Annotated in this window: 19 protein-coding genes; 15 read left to right on the top strand and 4 right to left on the bottom strand. The window is 54.2% G+C overall.

Annotated elements, in window-relative coordinates:
- Positions 1–14: 14 nt before the first annotated feature.
- Positions 15–821: a dienelactone hydrolase family protein gene (locus GA0061071_RS21265; RefSeq protein WP_088237733.1), complete on the bottom strand. Its 807-nt coding sequence runs from the start codon at positions 819–821 to the stop codon at positions 15–17.
- 260 nt (positions 822–1,081) lie between these two features.
- Here GA0061071_RS21265 and udp point away from each other — a divergent pair, with 260 nt between their 5' ends.
- The 9 genes from udp (at position 1,082) to tatD (ending at position 8,992) form a co-directional block, all read left to right on the top strand.
- On the top strand, positions 1,082–1,843 hold the full coding sequence (gene udp, locus GA0061071_RS21260) for a uridine phosphorylase (RefSeq protein WP_088237734.1): 762 nt from the start codon (positions 1,082–1,084) through the stop codon (positions 1,841–1,843).
- A 156-nt stretch (positions 1,844–1,999) separates the two neighbouring features.
- The gene (rmuC, locus tag GA0061071_RS21255) at positions 2,000–3,436 is read left to right on the top strand and encodes a DNA recombination protein RmuC (protein WP_408612879.1); all 1,437 of its coding nucleotides are present in this window, start codon (positions 2,000–2,002) and stop codon (positions 3,434–3,436) included.
- Positions 3,437–3,502: 66 nt separating this feature from the next.
- A complete protein-coding gene (gene ubiE / locus GA0061071_RS21250; RefSeq protein ID WP_061499084.1) occupies positions 3,503–4,258 on the top strand; it encodes a bifunctional demethylmenaquinone methyltransferase/2-methoxy-6-polyprenyl-1,4-benzoquinol methylase UbiE in 756 nt (251 codons plus the stop codon).
- 11 nt (positions 4,259–4,269) lie between these two features.
- Positions 4,270–4,875: a ubiquinone biosynthesis protein UbiJ gene (ubiJ, locus tag GA0061071_RS21245; RefSeq protein WP_061499081.1), complete on the top strand. Its 606-nt coding sequence runs from the start codon at positions 4,270–4,272 to the stop codon at positions 4,873–4,875.
- Positions 4,872–6,512 carry a ubiquinone biosynthesis regulatory protein kinase UbiB gene (gene ubiB / locus GA0061071_RS21240; RefSeq protein ID WP_061499078.1) on the top strand — a complete coding sequence of 547 codons (1,641 nt, stop codon included), beginning with the start codon at positions 4,872–4,874 and terminating at the stop codon, positions 6,510–6,512. Before ubiJ ends, ubiB begins: the two co-directional genes overlap by 4 nt.
- A gap of 102 nt (positions 6,513–6,614) precedes the next feature.
- Positions 6,615–6,872, top strand: coding sequence for a Sec-independent protein translocase subunit TatA (gene tatA, locus GA0061071_RS21235; protein WP_061499075.1), 258 nt, complete (start codon positions 6,615–6,617; stop codon positions 6,870–6,872).
- Positions 6,873–6,875: 3 nt separating this feature from the next.
- The gene (gene tatB / locus GA0061071_RS21230) at positions 6,876–7,400 is read left to right on the top strand and encodes a Sec-independent protein translocase protein TatB (RefSeq protein ID WP_061499072.1); all 525 of its coding nucleotides are present in this window, start codon (positions 6,876–6,878) and stop codon (positions 7,398–7,400) included.
- Between the two features lie 2 nt (positions 7,401–7,402).
- Positions 7,403–8,167 (top strand): Sec-independent protein translocase subunit TatC, encoded by a 765-nt coding sequence (gene tatC / locus GA0061071_RS21225; protein ID WP_061499066.1) that lies wholly within the window; start codon positions 7,403–7,405, stop codon positions 8,165–8,167.
- 42 nt (positions 8,168–8,209) lie between these two features.
- Positions 8,210–8,992 carry a 3'-5' ssDNA/RNA exonuclease TatD gene (gene tatD, locus GA0061071_RS21220; protein WP_170933841.1) on the top strand — a complete coding sequence of 261 codons (783 nt, stop codon included), beginning with the start codon at positions 8,210–8,212 and terminating at the stop codon, positions 8,990–8,992.
- A gap of 7 nt (positions 8,993–8,999) precedes the next feature.
- On the opposite strand, the gene rfaH is transcribed toward tatD, so the two are convergent.
- Positions 9,000–9,488 carry a transcription/translation regulatory transformer protein RfaH gene (rfaH, locus tag GA0061071_RS21215; RefSeq protein WP_061499058.1) on the bottom strand — a complete coding sequence of 163 codons (489 nt, stop codon included), beginning with the start codon at positions 9,486–9,488 and terminating at the stop codon, positions 9,000–9,002.
- A 167-nt stretch (positions 9,489–9,655) separates the two neighbouring features.
- Between rfaH and ubiD the strand changes: the two genes are divergently transcribed.
- Entirely contained in the window at positions 9,656–11,146 is a 1,491-nt protein-coding gene (gene ubiD, locus GA0061071_RS21210) for a 4-hydroxy-3-polyprenylbenzoate decarboxylase (RefSeq protein WP_167352677.1), read from the top strand.
- Between the two features lie 18 nt (positions 11,147–11,164).
- A complete protein-coding gene (fre, locus tag GA0061071_RS21205; protein WP_061499051.1) occupies positions 11,165–11,866 on the top strand; it encodes an NAD(P)H-flavin reductase in 702 nt (233 codons plus the stop codon).
- A 177-nt stretch (positions 11,867–12,043) separates the two neighbouring features.
- Here the strand turns inward: fre and fadA are convergent, their stop codons facing one another.
- Complete coding sequence (gene fadA / locus GA0061071_RS21200) at positions 12,044–13,207, bottom strand: acetyl-CoA C-acyltransferase FadA (RefSeq protein ID WP_088237737.1); 1,164 nt, start codon at positions 13,205–13,207, stop codon at positions 12,044–12,046.
- Positions 13,208–13,216: 9 nt separating this feature from the next.
- On the bottom strand, positions 13,217–15,406 hold the full coding sequence (fadB, locus tag GA0061071_RS21195; RefSeq protein WP_088237738.1) for a fatty acid oxidation complex subunit alpha FadB: 2,190 nt from the start codon (positions 15,404–15,406) through the stop codon (positions 13,217–13,219).
- A 190-nt stretch (positions 15,407–15,596) separates the two neighbouring features.
- Between fadB and pepQ the strand changes: the two genes are divergently transcribed.
- The 4 genes from pepQ to hemG are packed head-to-tail and all read left to right on the top strand — an operon-like array spanning position 15,597 to position 19,587.
- The gene (gene pepQ / locus GA0061071_RS21190; protein WP_061499043.1) at positions 15,597–16,928 is read left to right on the top strand and encodes a Xaa-Pro dipeptidase; all 1,332 of its coding nucleotides are present in this window, start codon (positions 15,597–15,599) and stop codon (positions 16,926–16,928) included.
- Positions 16,928–17,542, top strand: coding sequence for an IMPACT family protein (locus GA0061071_RS21185; protein ID WP_061499038.1), 615 nt, complete (start codon positions 16,928–16,930; stop codon positions 17,540–17,542). The genes pepQ and GA0061071_RS21185 overlap by 1 nt, the downstream gene beginning before the upstream one ends.
- 40 nt (positions 17,543–17,582) lie before the next feature.
- Positions 17,583–19,034 carry a Trk system potassium transporter TrkH gene (gene trkH / locus GA0061071_RS21180; protein ID WP_061499037.1) on the top strand — a complete coding sequence of 484 codons (1,452 nt, stop codon included), beginning with the start codon at positions 17,583–17,585 and terminating at the stop codon, positions 19,032–19,034.
- A 10-nt stretch (positions 19,035–19,044) separates the two neighbouring features.
- Positions 19,045–19,587, top strand: a complete 543-nt coding sequence (gene hemG, locus GA0061071_RS21175; protein WP_061499034.1) for a menaquinone-dependent protoporphyrinogen IX dehydrogenase — start codon at positions 19,045–19,047, stop codon at positions 19,585–19,587.
- The last annotated feature ends 405 nt before the right edge of the window (positions 19,588–19,992 follow it).

Below are 19,992 nucleotides of genomic sequence, written 5' to 3'. Positions count from 1 at the left end.
CCAGCGCCATAACCTTATTTTTTTCCGTATTGCGCGAACCACGCCAGCATCCGCTGCCAGCCATCTTTTGCTGACTCTTCGTGATAACTCGGGCGGTAATCGGCATTAAAGGCATGCCCTGCCTCGGGGTAAACCACGATTTCCGCATTGGCGTTGGCGGCGCGCAGGGCCTGGCGCATGGTTTCCACGGTGTCGACAGGGATCCCGGTATCCTGCGCACCATACAGACCCAGTACGGGTGCGCTGAGCTCGGTCGCGATATCCACCGGATGGTTCGGCGAGTTCAGCGATTTCTCCCCCACCAGTTTGCCATACCAGGCGACAGCCGCTTTCAGTTGCGGGTTATGCGCCGCGTACAGCCAGGCAATGCGCCCGCCCCAGCAAAAGCCAGTGACCATCAACTGGTGAGCATTCCCGCCGTTGCGCGCGGCCCAACTGGCGACATGATCGAGATCGGCCAGCACCTGCGCATCCGGCACTTTACTGACCAGACCGCTGAGCAGCGTCGGCACATCGGGAAAATCATTGGCGTCACCCTGGCGGAAATAAAGTTCCGGCGCAATGGCGAGGTAGCCTTCCAGCGCGAGCCGACGGCAGATATCACGAATATGTTCATGCACGCCAAAGATCTCCTGCACCACAATCACGATGGGCAAGGGTGCGTCGGCATGTTTTGGACGTGCGTGAAAAGCGGGCATATTTTCGCCCTGGGACGGAATTGACGTTTCGCCTGCGATTAAGGCATCTTCCGGCGTATGTACAATAGTTGAAGCGTGAGGTGAAGCTGCAGGTGCAAAGCCCGGCTGTTTATCCGTTGTCATGGCATTCTCCATACCCTTTATTAGCGCTTCAATAACTATAGTCGGGAAGGCCTGTCGCGCGCGCAAATCACCCCGCTATAGACTATCTTTGCTGCTGAGTTGTCAGATGTAACATGTTAATGTGATTAACATCACTTTTTCATGGAAAACATGTGCAAACATTTTCATTCACGGTGATGCCAGTCACGAAATCAGGCGTATGCCTTCTGTAAAGTATCTTTTTACCTCTTCCGATAAAACCGACCACAGAGGAGTCTGTTATGTCCAAGTCTGATGTTTTTCATCTCGGCCTCACCAAAAACGATTTACAAGGGGCTACGCTGGCTATCGTCCCTGGCGATCCGGAGCGTGTGGAAAAGATCGCCGCGCTGATGGAAAAGCCGGTCAAACTGGCATCGCATCGCGAATTTACCAGCTGGCGCGCTGAGCTCGACGGCAAGCCGGTTATCGTGTGCTCTACCGGTATTGGCGGTCCGTCAACCTCTATCGCCGTGGAAGAACTGGCGCAGCTTGGTATCCGTACTTTCTTACGTGTGGGCACAACGGGCGCTATTCAGCCGCATATCAACGTGGGCGATGTGCTGATTACCACCGCTTCCGTGCGTCTTGATGGCGCCAGCCTGCACTTTGCGCCAATGGAGTACCCGGCAGTTGCTGACTTCGCCTGTACTACCGCACTGGTAGCTGCGGCAGAGGCTATTGGCGCGACCAAACACATCGGTGTGACCGCCTCTTCCGACACGTTCTACCCCGGCCAGGAGCGTTATGACACGTTCTCTGGTCGCGTAGTGAGCCGTTTTAAAGGTTCGATGGAAGAGTGGCAGTCAATGGGCGTGATGAACTATGAAATGGAATCCGCCACGCTGCTGACCATGTGCTCCAGCCAGGGACTGCGCGCCGGGATGGTTGCCGGGGTGATCGTTAACCGCACCCAGCAGGAGATCCCGAATGCTGAAACCATGAAGCAAACGGAAAGCCACGCGGTGAAAATCGTTGTCGAAGCGGCACGCCGTCTTCTGTAACTCTCCCTTGTGATTTGACAGGCCGACGCGTTCGGCCTTTTCTTTTTGTGTACCTCCTCGCAGGAAAAGACCTTCCAAACTGGACGTTTATACAGCACAATCCCCGATTGTATTGATGCGTAATCAGGGGGCGTGGTGGAGACTTCAATCATCGTGATGGTGGCGTTGGCGCTGGTGGGCCTGGTGGTCGGCTGGCTGGCGGCGAGCTGGCGCGGAGCGCAACAGCAGGCGGAGCTCCTCGCCGGGCAGCGCGATCTCTTTGGCGAACTCAGCGCCGCGCGGCAGCAGGTCGCTCAAAGCGAGCACTGGCGCAACGAGTGTGAACTGCTGAATAACGAGCTACGTAGCCTGCAACACATCAACAGTTCGCTGGAGGCTGACCTGCGCGAAGTTACCACCCGATTGGAATCGACCCAACTGCATGCGGAAGAGAAACTGCGTCAGATGCACAGCAGCGAGCAGCGCCTGACCGAACAGTTTGAAAACCTCGCCAACCGTATTTTTGAGCAGAGCAACCGCCGCGTGGATGAACAGAACCGGCAGAGTCTCAACGGCCTGCTGACACCGCTGCGGGAGCAGCTTGACGGTTTTCGTCGCCAGGTGCAGGAGAGCTTTGGCCAGGAAGCGCGGGAACGCCACACGCTGGCCCACGAAATTCGCAATCTTCAGCAACTCAACGCGCAAATGGCGCAGGAAGCCATCAACCTGACCCGGGCCTTAAAAGGCGATAACAAAACGCAGGGAAACTGGGGCGAAGTGGTGTTGACGCGGGTGCTGGAGGCTTCCGGTCTGCGGGAGGGTTATGAATACCAAACGCAGGTCAGCATTGAAAATGACAGCCGGGCGCGTATGCAACCGGATGTGATTGTCCGTTTACCGCAGGGTAAAGATGTGGTGATAGACGCCAAAATGACGCTGGTGGCCTATGAGCGTTATTTCAATGCTGACGATGAATTTACCCGCGAAGGCGCACTGCAGGAGCATATTGCGTCGGTGCGTAATCATATTCGCTTGCTGGGGCGTAAAGATTATCAGCAGCTACCCGGCCTGCGCAGCCTCGACTACGTGCTGATGTTTATTCCGGTTGAGCCCGCATTTCTGATTGCGCTCGACAGACAGCCCGAACTGATTACCGAGGCGTTGAAAAATAACATTATGCTGGTTAGCCCGACCACGCTGCTGGTGGCGCTGCGCACTGTCGCCAATCTGTGGCGTTATGAGCATCAGAGCCGCAATGCGCAACAGATTGCCGAGCGGGCGAGCCGTCTGTATGACAAAATGCGTCTGTTCGTTGATGACATGTCCTCGATTGGTCAGAGCCTGGATAAAGCGCAGGATAACTACCGTCAGGCGATGAAAAAACTCAGCGGTGGGCGCGGCAATCTGTTGGCTCAGGCTGAAGCTTTTCGTGGCCTGGGGGTGGAGATCAAACGCGAGATTAATCCGGAATTAGCGGCAGAAGCGCAAGCGCAGGATGAGGAATCCCGGCTGCGAGCGGGCCAGGACGCGTTAAACGATCATAATGAAGACAACACATTAGAGGCGGCGATAGCGGGCGACGCACCAGCCAGCAGCACATCGTCGGGTGGTTGAATCGTAGGGCAATCGCGCCCAATCTGTTACACTTCACGAACAAATTCTTTAATAGCAGGCACTGAGATGGTGGAAGATTCAAAAGAGACGACGCACTTTGGTTTTCAGACCGTCGCCAAAGAGAATAAAGCCGAGATGGTGGCGCATGTTTTCCATTCGGTGGCGTCAAAATATGACGTAATGAACGATTTGATGTCGATGGGCATTCACCGTTTATGGAAGCGTTTCACGATTGATTGCAGCGGCGTTCGCCGTGGGCAAAAAGTCCTCGACCTGGCTGGTGGTACGGGCGACCTGACTGCTAAATTCTCCCGTCTGGTGGGGGAAACGGGGCAGGTTATCCTGGCGGATATCAACGACTCAATGCTGAAAATGGGGCGCGAAAAACTGCGCAACATCGGTGTGATCGGTAACGTTGACTATGTGCAGGCGAATGCCGAAGCGCTGCCGTTCCCGGATAACACCTTTGACTGCATCACCATCTCTTTCGGTCTGCGTAACGTGACCGAAAAAGAAAAAGCGCTGCGCTCTATGTTTCGCGTGCTTAAGCCTGGCGGGCGTCTGCTGGTGCTGGAGTTTTCCAAACCGATTATTGAGCCTCTGAGCAAAGCCTACGACGCCTACTCCTTCCATGTGCTGCCGCGTATTGGCCAGCTTGTTGCCAGCGATGCTGATAGCTACCGCTACCTTGCTGAATCTATCCGTATGCATCCCGATCAGGAGACCCTGAAAGCGATGATGCAGGATGCTGGGTTCGAGAACGTCGATTATTACAATATGACCGCCGGTATCGTTGCTTTGCACCGTGGCTACAAATTCTGACAGGAGCGCGTATGCCCTTTAAGCCCATGGTGAACGCAGGCATTGAGCGTGCGCTGAATACGTTTCTCTACCGTGAAGGCGCGCTGAAACCAGCGCGTCAGCGTTTGCACGGCAAAGTATTGCGTATTGTGGTGCAGGAGTTCTCCTCGCCGTTTGTGCTGGTGTTCAGCGAACGGCAGGTGGATGTCCTGGGCGAGTGGGAAGGCGAAGCTGACTGCGCTGTTATCACGCAACTGCGTGTTCTGCCAAAGTTGCGTAACCGCCAGCAACTGACTGCGCTTATCCGCAGCGGCGAGCTGGAAGTGCAGGGCGATATCCAGGTCGTGCAAAACCTGGTGTCGCTGCTGGATCTTGCCGAATTTGATCCTGCTGAAGTGCTGGCACCGTGGACAGGTGATATTGCCGCAGAGGGTATCGGTAAAATTCTGCGCGGCGGTGCGCGTTTCCTTCGTCAGGGTTTTCAGCGCCAGCAGCGCTATGTCTCAGAAGTGCTTACGGAAGAGTGGCGTGTCGCGCCAGGTGCGCTGGAAGTCGCCTGGTTTGCGGAAGAGACGTCGGCCACCGAACGTGCGGTGGATGCGTTGACGAAACGCCTGGATAAACTGGAGGGCAAATGACGCCAGGAGAACTACGGCGCCTCTATTTCATCATCCAGACCTTTTTAAGTTACGGGCTTGATGAGCTTATCCCCAAAATGCGCATTACCCTGCCGCTGCGACTCTGGCGACGAATGCTGTTCTGGATGCCGAACCGGCACAAAGAGAAAGCCCTTGGGGAACGCCTGCGTCTGGCTTTGCAGGAGTTGGGTCCGGTATGGATTAAATTCGGGCAAATGTTATCTACCCGCCGCGATTTATTTCCCCCGCTGATTGCCGACCAACTGGCGATGTTGCAGGATCGCGTTGCGCCTTTTGATGGTCATCTCGCAAAACGCCAGATAGAGCAGTCAATGGGCGGTGTGCCGATTGAAACCTGGTTTGACGATTTTGAGATCACGCCGCTGGCATCTGCGTCGATTGCGCAAGTGCACACCGCGCGCCTGAAAGCGAGCGGTAAAGAGGTGGTGATCAAAGTTATCCGCCCGGATATCCTGCCGGTGATCAAAGCAGATCTGAAGCTGATCTATCGCCTGGCGGGTTGGGTTCCTCGTTTATTGCCGGATGGTCGTCGTCTGCGCCCGCGCGAAGTGGTGCGTGAGTACGAAAAGACGTTGATCGATGAGCTGGATCTGCTGCGTGAAGCGGCGAACACTATCCAGTTGCGGCGTAATTTTGAAAACAGCCCGATGCTCTATGTGCCGGAAATTTATTCTGATTATTGCAGCCAGAATATGCTGGTGATGGAGCGCATCTACGGTATACCGGTGTCCGATGTTGCGGCGCTGGAAAAGAACGGCACTAATCTCAAATTGCTGGCGGAGCGTGGTGTTCAGGTGTTTTTCACCCAGGTGTTCCGTGACAGCTTCTTCCATGCAGACATGCACCCCGGCAATATTTTCGTCAGCTACGCGCACCCGGAAGATCCGCAATACATTGGTATTGACTGCGGTATTGTGGGTTCGCTGAATAAAGAAGATAAGCGCTATCTGGCGGAGAACTTTATCGCCTTCTTCAATCGTGATTACCGCAAAGTCGCCGAATTGCATGTGGATTCCGGTTGGGTGCCGCCAGAAACCAACGTTGAAGAGTTCGAGTTTGCGATTCGTACTGTTTGTGAACCTATCTTCGAAAAGCCGCTGGCGGAAATCTCGTTCGGTCACGTGTTGCTTAATCTGTTTAATACTGCCCGGCGTTTTAATATGGAAGTGCAGCCGCAACTGGTGCTGCTGCAGAAGACGCTGCTTTATGTGGAAGGTGTAGGGCGTCAACTCTACCCGCAGCTGGATCTGTGGAAGACAGCGAAACCTTTCCTCGAATCATGGATCAAAGATCAGGTAGGCATTCCTGCGTTGATCAGAGCCTTTAAAGAAAAAGGACCGTTCTGGATCGAGAAAATGCCGGAACTGCCTGAACTGATCTACAACGGTTTGCAGCATGGTAAGCATTTGCAGCGCAGCGTTGATAAAATCGCCAGCGAACTGCAAACAAACCATATCAGGCAGGGGCAGTCACGCTATCTGTTCGCGATTGGCGCGACACTGCTGTTAAGTGGAACGCTGTTGCTGATTAATCGACCAGACTGGGGACTTCATCCTTTATGGTTAATGGCGGGCGGTATAGCCGCCTGGCTGTTGGGCTGGCGCAAAACGCGCTGACGGTGACGGCGCTCGCGAGAGGCAGGGTATACACATGCAGCCCAGGGGATAATGTGTATACTGGGGCCTGTTTTTAACATCATCTCTTACAGAGGACTGTGTATGGGTGGTATCAGTATTGGGCAGTTATTGATTATTGCGGTCATCGTTGTACTGCTGTTTGGTACGAAAAAGCTCGGTTCCATCGGTTCTGATCTTGGCAAATCGATTAAAGGCTTTAAAAAAGCCATGAGCGACGATGACAAAGACGATAAGCAGGATCCATCCGCACAGGATGCTGATTTCACGGCGAAGTCTCTCTCTGAAAAGCCAGAGGACGCCAAAAAAGACGAAAAACGTCACGACAAAGAGCAGGTGTAACCCGTGTTCGATATAGGTTTTGGCGAACTGTTACTCGTATTTATAGTCGGCCTGGTGGTGCTGGGACCGCAGAGATTGCCTGTGGCGGTGCGTACGGTAGCAAGCTGGATCCGCACATTACGCTCGTTGGCGACTACCGTGCAGAACGAACTGACGCAAGAACTGAAGCTGCAGGAATTCCAGGAAAGCCTGAAAAAGGTGGAGAAAGCGAGCCTGGAAAACCTGACGCCTGAGTTAAAAGAATCCATGGATGAACTGCGTCAGGCGGCAGAATCGATGAAGCGCTCTTATAGCGTCAACGATCCTGAAAAAGCAAGTGACGAAGCGCATACTATTCATAATCCGGTTGTGAAAGATAATACTGCGCAGCATGAAGGCGTAACGCCTGCCGTCGCTGAACATCAGGCCAGTTCTCCGCAGCAAGCGCCCGACGAGCAGGACGTGCAAAAAGCGTCGGTGGCGAAAACGGCGGTGAAAGAGGTTGCGCCGGTTTCTGACTCTCCTTCTTCTTCAAGTGATAAAACCTGAACATGGCTGTAGATGATACCCAACCGCTGATCGCCCATCTTATTGAGCTGCGTAAGCGCCTGTTGAACTGCATTATTGCCGTTATTGTGATTTTCCTCGCGCTGGTTTACTTCGCGAATGATATCTATCAACTGGTTTCTGCGCCGCTGATCAAACAGATGCCGATGGGCGCGACCATGATCGCCACCGATGTGGCATCGCCTTTTTTTACGCCGATCAAACTGACGTTTATGGTCTCTTTGATCCTTTCTGCACCGGTGATTCTGTATCAGGTCTGGGCGTTTGTTGCGCCTGCACTGTATAAGCATGAACGCCGGCTGATCGTGCCGTTGCTGATCTCCAGCTCGCTGCTGTTTTACATTGGCATGGCATTCGCCTATTTCGTGGTTTTTCCACTGGCGTTTGGCTTCCTCACGCACACGGCACCGGAAGGCGTATTAGTTTCGACTGACATTGCAAGTTACCTCAATTTCGTCATGGCGCTGTTTATGGCGTTCGGCGTGTCGTTTGAAGTGCCGGTTGCCATTGTGTTGCTGTGCTGGATGGGAGTTACGACCCCGGCCGATCTACGGCAAAAACGCCCGTACGTGCTGGTCGGCGCGTTTGTCGTGGGGATGCTGCTGACTCCACCGGACGTTTTCTCGCAAACACTGCTGGCGATACCGATGTACTGTCTGTTTGAAGTGGGGGTCTTTTTTGCTCGCTTCTATGTCGGTAAGCGACGCATACCTGATGAAGAAAGCGAAACAGAAACCAGTGAAGAGTAATTACCAGCCGCCCATCAGGGCGGTTGTTGTATGGGGAAATGCATGTTCGACATTGGAGTGAACCTGACCAGTTCACAATTTGCCAAAGACCGGGATGAGACCGTAGCGCGCGCACAGGCGGCTGGGCTGGCGGGAATGCTGATCACCGGCACCAACCTGCATGAAAGTCAGCAGGCGCAACAACTGGCGCAGCGTTACCGTCACTGCTGGTCCACTGCCGGAGTGCATCCGCATGACAGCAGTGGCTGGACAGCGGAAACGGCCGATGCCATTCGTCAGCTTGCGGCATTACCTGAGGTGGTTGCTATTGGCGAATGTGGGCTGGATTTTAACCGCAATTTTTCCACGCAGCAGGAGCAGGAACTCGCTTTTACTGCGCAGCTTGCACTGGCCGCCGAACTGGCGATGCCGGTGTTTTTGCATTGTCGCGATGCACATCAACGCTTCCTGACGCTGCTGGAACCGTGGCTCGACAAGCTGCCTGGCGCGGTGTTGCACTGTTTTACTGGTACGGCACTGGAAGCGCAGGATTGTCTGGCGCGTGGGATGTACCTGGGCATTACCGGCTGGGTGTGTGATGAGCGTCGTGGGCTTGAGTTGCGCGATGTATTGCCGTTGATCCCCGCCGATCGACTGTTTATTGAAACCGATGCACCGTATTTGCTGCCGCGGGACCTCAAACCGAAACCGGCGTCACGGCGTAATGAACCCGCTATGCTGGGGCATATTCTTTCCACCGTGGCCGGGCTGCGCGGTGAAGATATTCACTGGCTGGAGGCGGTGACGGATAACAATGTGAAGCGGCTTTTTGGCGTTGATTTTTAGGCCGGTGTCAGGCTTTGCGAAAGTCTGTGTTTTTAACGCTTTGCAGCACCTGCTTGTTGAGCAGATGCAGTAGCAGCATCGAACGGGCCTCGCCGTCCGGCTCTTTAAAGATTGCCTGTAAACCTTCGAGTGCGCCTTCGGTGATGACCACATCATCGCCGGGGTACGGCGTATCCGGGTCAGTTACCCCTTCAGGCTGATAGACGGAAAGCTGATGGATCACCGACGAAGGCACTTTTGCCGGGTTCATACCGAAGCGGACAAAGTGGCTGACGCCGCGTGTGGCGTTGATGGTTGTGGTATGGATCACTTCTGGATCAAATTCCACAAACAAATAGTTGGGGAACAGGGGTTCATTGACCATCGTCCGCTTGCCGCGAACGATTTTTTCCAGCGCGATCATTGGCGTCAGGCAACCCACCGCCTGACGTTCAAGATGTTCCTGGGCGCGCTGAAGCTGGCCTCGTTTGCAATACAGTAAATACCAGGATCGCATAATGATTCTTTTCCTTAAGTTCGGGCGCAAGAATACCAAAACAGCGGCCTGATGGCTAAGGTGATTATAACGTGTGGCATAAAACGTCGTTATAATTCACGCCGATTTAACAAAAATACAGCAACCACCTGGCGAACACCGTATAATGGAGCGCTGATCTGGAGGCGATAATACACCGCATGAAATACCACGACCTACGCGACTTTCTGACACTGCTCGAACAGCAGGGCGAACTGAAGCGCATTACGCTTCCGGTTGATCCTTACCTTGAAATGACCGAAATTGCCGATCGCACGCTGCGTGCCGGTGGGCCTGCATTGCTGTTCGAAAACCCGAAAGGTTATACGATGCCGGTGTTATGCAACCTGTTTGGTACACCGCGTCGTGTTGCGTTGGGTATGGGACAGGAGGATGTCAGCGCGCTGCGGGAAGTTGGCAAACTGCTGGCGTTTCTGAAAGAGCCTGAGCCGCCAAAAGGTTTCCGCGATCTCTTCGATAAGCTTCCCCAGTTCAAACAAGTCCTGAATATGCCCACTAAGCGCCTGCGTGGCGCGCCCTGTCAGCAAAAAGTATTGCAGGGTGACGAAGTCGACCTGGCAAAAATCCCGATTATGCAATGCTGGCCGGAAGATGCCGCACCGCTGATTACCTGGGGGCTGACGGTGACGCGCGGGCCGCACAAAGATCGGCAAAACCTGGGCATTTATCGTCAGCAGTTAATCGGTAAAAACAAACTGATCATGCGCTGGCTCTCCCACCGCGGTGGCGCGCTTGATTTTCAGGAGTGGCAAGCGGCGCACCCGGGTGAGCGTTTCCCGGTTGCTGTGGCGCTGGGCGCCGATCCGGCAACCATTCTCGGCGCGGTAACGCCCGTGCCGGATACGCTGTCTGAATATGCTTTTGCCGGGCTGTTGCGCGGTACAAAGACCGAAGTTGTAAAATGCATCTCGAACGAGCTTGAAGTGCCCGCCAGTGCGGAAATTGTGCTGGAAGGGTATATTGAGCCTGGTGAGATGGCGGCGGAAGGCCCCTATGGCGATCACACCGGTTATTACAATGAAGTGGATAACTTCCCGGTATTTACGGTTACGCATATTACCCGCCGCGAAGATGCGATTTATCACTCTACTTATACCGGGCGGCCACCGGATGAGCCTGCCGTACTGGGCGTGGCGCTGAACGAAGTGTTCGTGCCGATCCTGCAAAAACAGTTCCCGGAAATCGTTGATTTTTATCTGCCGCCGGAAGGGTGTTCATACCGCCTGGCGGTGGTCACCATGAAGAAGCAGTACGCGGGCCATGCGAAACGCGTCATGATGGGTGTCTGGTCATTCTTGCGCCAGTTTATGTACACCAAGTTTGTGATTGTGTGCGATGACGATGTTAACGCGCGCGACTGGAATGATGTTATCTGGGCGATTACCACCCGTATGGATCCCGCACGGGATACTGTGCTGGTTGAAAACACGCCAATCGACTACCTGGATTTTGCCTCGCCGGTTTCCGGCCTTGGCTCAAAAATGGGACTGGATGCCACCAATAAATGGCCCGGAGAAACCCAACGCGAATGGGGACATCCTATCAAGAAGGACCCCGACGTGACGGCGAGAATCGACGCCATTTGGGATGAACTAGCCATACTAAATGCCGAAAAATAGACCCGACAGAGAGAGCGCATGACAACCTTAAGCTGTAAAGTGACCTCGGTAGATGCCATCACTGATACCGTATATCGCGTCCGTTTAGTGCCGGAAGCGGCGTTTTCTTTCCGCGCTGGCCAGTACTTGATGGTAGTGATGGATGAGCGAGATAAGCGCCCCTTCTCGATGGCCTCCACACCGGATCAGCATGATTTTATCGAACTGCATATTGGCGCGTCTGAGTTAAATCTTTATGCCATGGCGGTAATGGATCGCATCCTGAAGGACCGCCAAATCGTGATCGATATTCCGCACGGCGATGCCTGGCTGCGTGATGACGAAGATCGTCCGATGGTTCTGATCGCAGGCGGCACCGGGTTCTCTTATGTCCGTTCTATTTTACTGACGTCACTGGCGAAAAACCCGAACCGCGACATCACCATTTACTGGGGGGGCCGCGAAGAAAAACACCTCTACGATTTGGCTGAGCTGGAAGCGTTAACCGTGACACATCCGAATCTGCGCGTGGTGCCGGTCGTTGAACAACCGCCTGAGGCATGGCGCGGCCGTTCCGGAACGGTATTGGCGGCAGTACTGCAGGATTTTGGCTCGCTTGCAGAGCACGATATCTACATTGCCGGACGTTTTGAGATGGCGAAAATCGCCCGTGATCTGTTCTGCAATGAGCGCGGTGCGCGTGAAGATCGCCTGTTTGGCGATGCATTTGCCTTTATCTGATCTGTATTCGTCGTTGTCGCCGGAACGGCGTTGGCTGTTTTGCGGGTAACGGTAATAAAAAACCCGCCCCTGACAGGCGGGAAGAACGGCAACTAAATTTTCTTTCTTTGCATTCACCATGCCGGATAAGAGGCTTGCGCCGCCTTCCGGCATGGTCGCGATGACGACAATCTGCTGTTATACGCGTTCAAACACAGTCGCGATCCCCTGACCCAGACCGATGCACATCGTTGCCAGACCAAATTGGGCGTCTTTGCGTTCCATCAGGTTCAGCAATGTTGTGCTGATGCGTGTACCCGAGCAGCCCAGCGGGTGTCCGAGTGCGATAGCACCGCCGTTGAGGTTAATCTTCTCGTCGATCTGTTCCATGAGTCCCAGATCTTTAATGCACGGCAGGATCTGCGCAGCAAAGGCTTCGTTCATTTCAAACAGGTCGATATCGCTGGTTGCCAGCCCTGCCTTTTTCAACGCCAGTTTTGAAGCCGGAACCGGGCCATAACCCATAATCGATGGATCGCAGCCAACCACCGCCATTGAGCGTATGCGGGCGCGTGGAGCCAGCCCCAGTTCACGGGCGCGGCTTTCGCTCATTACCAGCATCGCCGAGGCCCCATCCGATAGCGCAGAAGAGGTACCGGCGGTTACCGTACCGCTCACCGGATCAAAGGCCGGGCGTAATGTAGAAAGGGCTTCAACGGTGGTTTCCGGTCGGATCACTTCGTCATAGTTAAACTGCTTCAGCACGCCATCTGCATCATGGCCTCCGGTCGGGATGATCTCCGTTTTGAACGCCCCGGATTGCGTGGCAGCCCAGGCGCGGGCATGGGAACGGGCGGCGAACGCATCCTGCATTTCACGGCTGATACCGTGCATACGAGACAGCATTTCGGCGGTCAGCCCCATCATGCCTGCGGCTTTCGCCACGTTACGGCTCATGCCCGGATGGAAATCCACACCGTGGCTCATCGGGACGTGCCCCATGTGTTCGACACCGCCAACCAGGCACACCTGCGCATCGCCCGTCATGATCATGCGTGCGGCATCATGTAACGCCTGCATCGATGATCCACAGAGCCGGTTAACGGTGACGGCCGGAACCGAATGCGGGATTTCCGCCAGCAGCGCGGCATTACGGGCAATATTGAAACCCTGCTCCAACGTTTGTTGCACGCAGCCCCAGTAAATATCGTCAATAGCTGTGGCATCCAGCGCCGGGTTACGCGCCAGCAGGCTACGCATCAAGTGGGCGGAGAGATCTTCTGCGCGTACATTGCGGAATGCGCCGCCTTTTGAACGGCCCATTGGGGTACGAATCGCATCGACAATGACAACCTGTTCCATTGTGACTCCTTAAGCCGTCTTCAGCTCGCCCACCGGGCGCGCAGGTTCAACTTCGGGGTAATAAGGCTCGTTATGGCGTGCTTTTTCACGCAGCCCTGCCGGGACCTCATACAACGGCCCGAGGTGCTGATACTGCTGCGCCATGTCGAGATATTTTGCGCTGCCGATCGTATCCAGCCAGCGGAACGCGCCACCATGGAACGGCGGGAAACCAAGCCCATACACCAGCGCCATGTCGGCTTCGGCAGGGCTGGCGATAATGCCCTCTTCGAGGCAGCGCACCACTTCATTCACCATCGGGATCATCATGCGGGCGATAATGTCGTCGTCGCTGAAATCCTGTCGGCCTTTGCTGATCTCCGCCAGCAGGTTATCCACTGCGGCATCTTCTTCTTTCTTCGGCTTGCCTTTGCTGTCTTCTTTATAGCGCCAGAAGCCGATGCCGTTTTTCTGCCCGTAGCGGTTGGCGTCAAACAGCGCATCGATCGCATCGCGGTAATCTTTCTGCATACGCTGCGGGAAACCGGCCGCCATCACCGCCTGGGCGTGATGCGCGGTATCAATACCCACAACGTCCAGCAGATAGGCCGGGCCCATCGGCCAGCCGAACTGTTTTTCCATCACTTTGTCGACTTTGCGGAAGTCCGCGCCGTCGCGCAGCAACTGGCTAAAACCGGCGAAATAGGGGAACAGCACACGGTTAACAAAGAAACCGGGGCAGTCATTGACCACAATCGGGGTTTTGCCCATTTTACTGGCCCATGCCACCACTTTTGCGATGGTCTCATCGGAGGTTTTTTCACCGCGGATCACCTCGACCAGCGGCATGCGGTGCACCGGGTTAAAGAAGTGCATACCGCAGAAGTTTTCCGGGCGTTTTAGCACACTTGCCAGTTCACTGATGGGAATAGTGGAGGTGTTTGACGCCAGCACGGTATCCGGGCGCACCTGGTCTTCAGTTTCTGCTAATACCGCTTTTTTCACTTTCGGGTTTTCAACAACCGCCTCCACCACCACATCGGCACGCTCAAAACCAGCATAGGCCAGCGTGGGCTGGATGGTGGAAATCACACCGGCCAGCTTCAGACCGTCGATCTTGCCGCGCTCAAGCTGTTTATTCAGCAATTTACCCGCCTCGCTCATGCCGAGCGCGAGCGACTTCTCATTGATATCTTTCATCAACACCGGCACGCCTTTCCACGCGGACTGATAGGCAATGCCGCCGCCCATGATGCCTGCACCAAGTACCGCAGCCTGTTTGGGCGTTTCTACATTTTTGGTCAGTTTCTTCGCCTGCCCTTTAACGTATTGGTCATTAAGGAAAATACCGACCAGTGCACGGGCTTCGTTGGTATGGGCCAGCGGAACGAAGCTCTGATTTTCCAGCTTCAGAGCCTCATCACGACCGAATTTTGCAGCGGCTTCAATGGTTTTTACCGCCGTAATGGGTGCCGGATAGTGTTTGCCAGCGGTTTGCATCACCATGCCTTTGGCAATGGTAAAGCTCATGGCGGCTTCAATTTTGCTGAGTTTCAGCGGTTCCAGCTTCGGCTGACGTTTGGCTCGCCAGTCGAGATCGCCCTTCATCGCCTGGCGCAGGATGGCTACTGCACCATCACGCAATTTTTCCGGCTTCACGATGCCATCTACCAGGCCAATTTTCAGTGCCTCTTCGGCACCGACATCTTTCCCGGCAGCAATAATTTCTAATGCACTATCTGCACCAAGCAGGCGCGGCATACGCACGGAACCGCCAAAGCCCGGCATGATACCCAGTTTGGTTTCCGGTAGCCCGATGCGCAGGTCCGGCGTCGCCAGGCGATAGTCAGTCGCCAGCACGCATTCGCAGCCGCCGCCCAACGCATAGCCATTGACGGCAGAAAGCGTGGGTACCGGCAAATCTTCCAGTCGGTTAAAGACGCTGTTTGCAAAATGTAGCCACTGGCTCAATTGCTCTGCCGGCACCAGAAACAGCGAAAGGAATTCGGTGATATCCGCGCCAACGATAAAGGCCGCTTTTTCGGAACGCAGCAGCAGCCCTTTTAAATCTGATTGCTTTTCCAACACGTCCAGCGCCTCACCGAGGCTGGCGACGGTAGCAGTATCAAGCTTATTCACTGAACCGGGAGCATCGAACACCAGTTCGGCGATGCCATCTTCCAGCCAGTTGAGGTACAGGTTATTGCCTTTGTAGAGCATGTCAGTCTCCTGAATCCAGCAAGGGATCTGGTCATACCAGATGAAACGGAGTGTGGTTTTTATGTTAATGAAATGCAAATGACTCATTAAATAATTGCTGGCGTGATCACGCTCGGTGGAAATCACCCAGCCGGAAGCAGGTGTGCTAAGATGCGAACACTTGAGGTCATAAAAAACAGAAGGAATAACGATGGACTCACTGGCGGCACTTTATAAAAATCATATTGTTACGCTACAGGAACGCACCCGTGATGTACTGGCGCGCTTCAAGCTTGATGCGTTGCTTATTCACTCCGGCGAGCTGTTTAACGTCTTTCTCGACGACCATCCTTATCCGTTTAAAGTGAATCCCCAGTTCAAGGCCTGGGTGCCGGTAACACAGGTGCCGAACTGCTGGCTATTGGTCGATGGCGTGAATAAACCGAAGCTGTGGTTCTATCTGCCGGTGGATTACTGGCATAACGTGGAACCCTTGCCGACCTCCTTCTGGACCGAAGAAGTCGATGTGATTGCGCTGCCGAAAGCAGATGGCATCGGTAGCTTGCTGCCTGCGGCCCGCGGCAACATTGCTTACATCGGGCCTGTGGCGGAGCGTGCACTGGGTCTGGATATCGCAGCCAGCAACATCAACCCGAAAGGGGTGATTGATTACCTGCATTATTACCGCGCCTACAAAACCGATTATGAGCTGGCATGTATGCGTGAAGCGCAGAAGACTGCTGTTATTGGTCACCGTGCTGCGCATGAAGCCTTCCAGTCCGGGATGAGCGAGTTCGATATCAACCTCGCATATCTGACCGCTACCGGTCATCGCGACACTGATGTGCCGTACAGCAATATTGTGGCGCTGAACGAACACGCCGCCGTGCTGCATTACACAAGGCTCGACCACCGCGCACCGGCGGAAATGCGCAGCTTCCTGCTGGATGCCGGCGCAGAGTACAACGGCTACGCTGCTGATTTAACGCGTACCTGGGCGGCGAACAGCGACACGGAGTATGCACAACTGGTCAAAGACGTTAACGACGAGCAATTGGCACTGATTGCCACCATGAAAGCGGGCGTTAATTACGCCGACTACCATGTTCAGTTCCATCAGCGCATCGCCAAATTGCTGCGCCGTCATCAAATTATCGTGGATATCAGCGAAGAAGCGATGGTGGAGCAGGACATCACCGGGCCGTTTATGCCTCATGGTATCGGCCATCCGCTTGGTTTACAGGTGCATGATGTCGCAGGCTTTATGCAGGATGACACCGGCACGCATTTGGCTGCGCCGTCGAAGTATCCCTATCTGCGCTGCACCCGCGTGATGCAGCCACGTATGGTGGTGACGATTGAACCGGGTCTCTACTTTATTGAATCTCTGCTGGCGCCATGGCGTGAAGGCCCGCTCAGCAAACATTTTAACTGGCAAAAAATCGATGCGCTGAAGCCGTTTGGCGGTATTCGTATCGAAGATAATGTGGTTATCCACGAAAATAACATCGAAAACATGACGCGGGATCTGAAGCTGGCGTAATGGAGAGCTGGCTGATACCGGCTGCGCCGGTCACCTTTAGCGAGGAGATCAAAAAAAGCCGTTTTATTACGCTGTTGGCGCATACCGATGGTGTTGAGGCGGCGAAGGCGTTTGTCGATGCTGTCCGGGCGCAGCACCCGGACGCGCGTCACCACTGTGTGGCATGGGTTGCGGGGCCGCCGGATGATTCACAGCAGTTAGGTTTTTCTGACGATGGTGAACCGGCGGGTACGGCTGGTAAACCGATGCTCGCCCAGTTAATGGGGAGCGGCGTCGGTGAAATCACTGCGGTGGTGGTACGTTATTATGGCGGTGTTTTGCTGGGGACCGGTGGTCTGGTAAAAGCATATGGTGGTGGTGTGCAACAGGCACTGAACCAGCTTACGACTCTCCGCAAGATGCCGTTAACCGAATATACTTTGTGGTGTGATTACGCACAGCTGGCCGGCGTCGAAACGCTGCTTGGGCAATTTGAGGGGAAAATTGTCGCAAGCGAGTATCAGGCTTCCGTGCATCTGCGGGTGGCGCTTCCTCACAGCAGACTGGAGGCGTTTTCGGCAAGGCTTGCTGATTTTAGCCGTGGTGCATTGCAATTGTTAAAAACTGAAGAATAATCCCCTCCTGATTTTCTGAACACCTAAGGAAGCGGCAGAGATGCATTTTCGCGCCATAACCCGAATCGTTGGACTGCTGGTCATCCTCTTTTCCGGAACGATGATCTTACCTGGACTGGTAGCCCTTATTTACCGCGACGGTGCGGGGCGAGCATTTACCCAGACCTTTTTTGTCGCGTTGATGATTGGTTCCATACTGTGGTGGCCCAATCGTCGCCAGAAAGGGGAACTGAAATCCCGTGAAGGCTTCCTTATCGTCGTGCTGTTCTGGACGGTGTTGGGCAGCGTGGGGGCGTTGCCGTTTATCTTTTCAGAAAGCCCCAGTTTGACGGTAACAGATGCGTTTTTTGAGTCCTTCTCTGGCCTGACGACCACAGGAGCAACAACGCTGATCGGGCTGGATTCGCTGCCGCATGCCATCCTCTTTTATCGCCAGATGTTGCAGTGGTTTGGTGGGATGGGGATCATCGTGTTAGCCGTTGCGATACTGCCGATCCTTGGCGTTGGCGGAATGCAGCTCTATCGCGCGGAAATGCCCGGGCCATTGAAAGACAATAAAATGCGCCCGCGTATTGCCGAAACGGCTAAGACCCTGTGGCTTATCTATGTCTTGCTGACGATCGCCTGCGCAGTGGCGCTGTGGTTTGCCGGGATGCCGGCCTTCGATGCTATCGGGCATAGCTTTGCAACGATTGCCATTGGCGGTTTCTCCACACACGATGCCAGCGTTGGCTATTTTAACAGTCCCACCATCAACACCATCATTGCCATTTTCTTACTGATCTCTGGTTGTAACTACGGCCTGCATTTCTCTTTGCTCAGTGGGCGCAGCCTGAAAGTTTACTGGCGCGATCCCGAATTCAGGATGTTTATCGGCGTACAGTTGACGTTGGTGGTGATTTGCACGGTGGTGCTGTGGTTCCACGATGTTTATAACTCGGCGGTGACCACCCTTAATCAGGCCTTTTTCCAGGTCGTTTCAATGGCGACCACCGCAGGATTTACCACCGACAGCATTGCGCGTTGGCCATTATTTTTGCCGGTGTTATTGCTGTGCTCGGCATTTATCGGCGGTTGTGCCGGTTCGACGGGGGGCGGGTTGAAGGTGATCCGTATCCTGTTGCTGTTTAAACAGGGGAACCGTGAGTTGAAGCGCCTGGTGCACCCGAATGCGGTTTACAGCATTAAGCTCGGCAATCGCGCGTTGCCGGAGCGTATTCTGGAAGCCGTGTGGGGGTTTTTCTCTGCCTATGCGCTGGTGTTTATTGTCAGCATGCTGGCGATCATTGCCACCGGGGTGGATGATTTCTCTGCTTTCGCTTCGGTCGTCGCAACACTGAATAACCTTGGGCCAGGGCTGGGGGTTGTCGCGGATAACTTTGCCAGTATGAATCCGGTGGCGAAGTGGATCCTGATTGCGAATATGCTATTTGGTCGTCTGGAGGTCTTCACGCTGTTAGTGCTGTTTACCCCCACTTTCTGGCGTGAGTAAGGAGCCTTACGTGAAAACATTGATTCTCTTTTCCACCCGGGATGGGCAAACCCGGGAAATCGCCTCTTATATTGCTTCTGAGTTGCAAGAGATCGGTACCGATACCGATGTAGTGAATTTGAATCGCGCGGAAGAGATAGACTGGGACCAGTATGAGCGGGTAGTGATTGGCGCATCGATTCGCTATGGACGTTATCATCCGGCGCTGGAACGTTTCGTGAAAAAACACCTGCAGAGACTGAACTCACTGCCGAGCGCGTTCTATTCCGTTAACCTGGTCGCCCGCAAACCCGAGAAGAGCTCGCCGCAGACCAATAGCTACGCCCGCAAGTTTTTACTCGCGTCGCCATGGCAACCGGATGAGTGCGCCGTGTTTGCCGGTGCGCTACGTTATCCACGTTATCGTTGGTATGACCGTCTGATGATTCAGTTAATTATGAAGATGACAGGCGGCGAAACTAATCCAACGAAAGAAGTGGTGTATACGGACTGGCAGCAAGTCGCGAGTTTTGCCCGCGAAATCGCTCACTTAAGCCGCAAATCGGCTGTTTAACCGGCGTTGCGGCGGAAAAATAAGCGAACGAAAACTTTTTTGAAATTTATGCTTGTCAGCCGGAATTAACTCCCTATAATGCGCCACCACTGACACGGCACAACGGCAAACACACCGGCCTGTCAGGTGAAGAATTCTGAAAATATTCAGTTGACTTCACTGCGGGAAAGCGTAATATGCACACCCCGCGCCGCAGCGAAAACACAGCGGCACTGCTCTTTAACAATTTATCAGACAATCTGTGTGGGCACTCAAAGTGACATGGATTCTTGACGTCCACGGACGCTAAATGAATACCAAGTCTCACGAGTGAACACGTAATTCATTACGAAGTTTAATTCGATGAGCATCAAACTTTTAAATTGAAGAGTTTGATCATGGCTCAGATTGAACGCTGGCGGCAGG

This window comes from Kosakonia oryzendophytica (assembly GCF_900094925.1).
Lineage (GTDB): Bacteria > Pseudomonadota > Gammaproteobacteria > Enterobacterales > Enterobacteriaceae > Kosakonia > Kosakonia oryzendophytica.
Note: the sequence above shows the minus strand (reverse complement) of the source record. Positions and strands in the feature narration are given on the sequence as shown.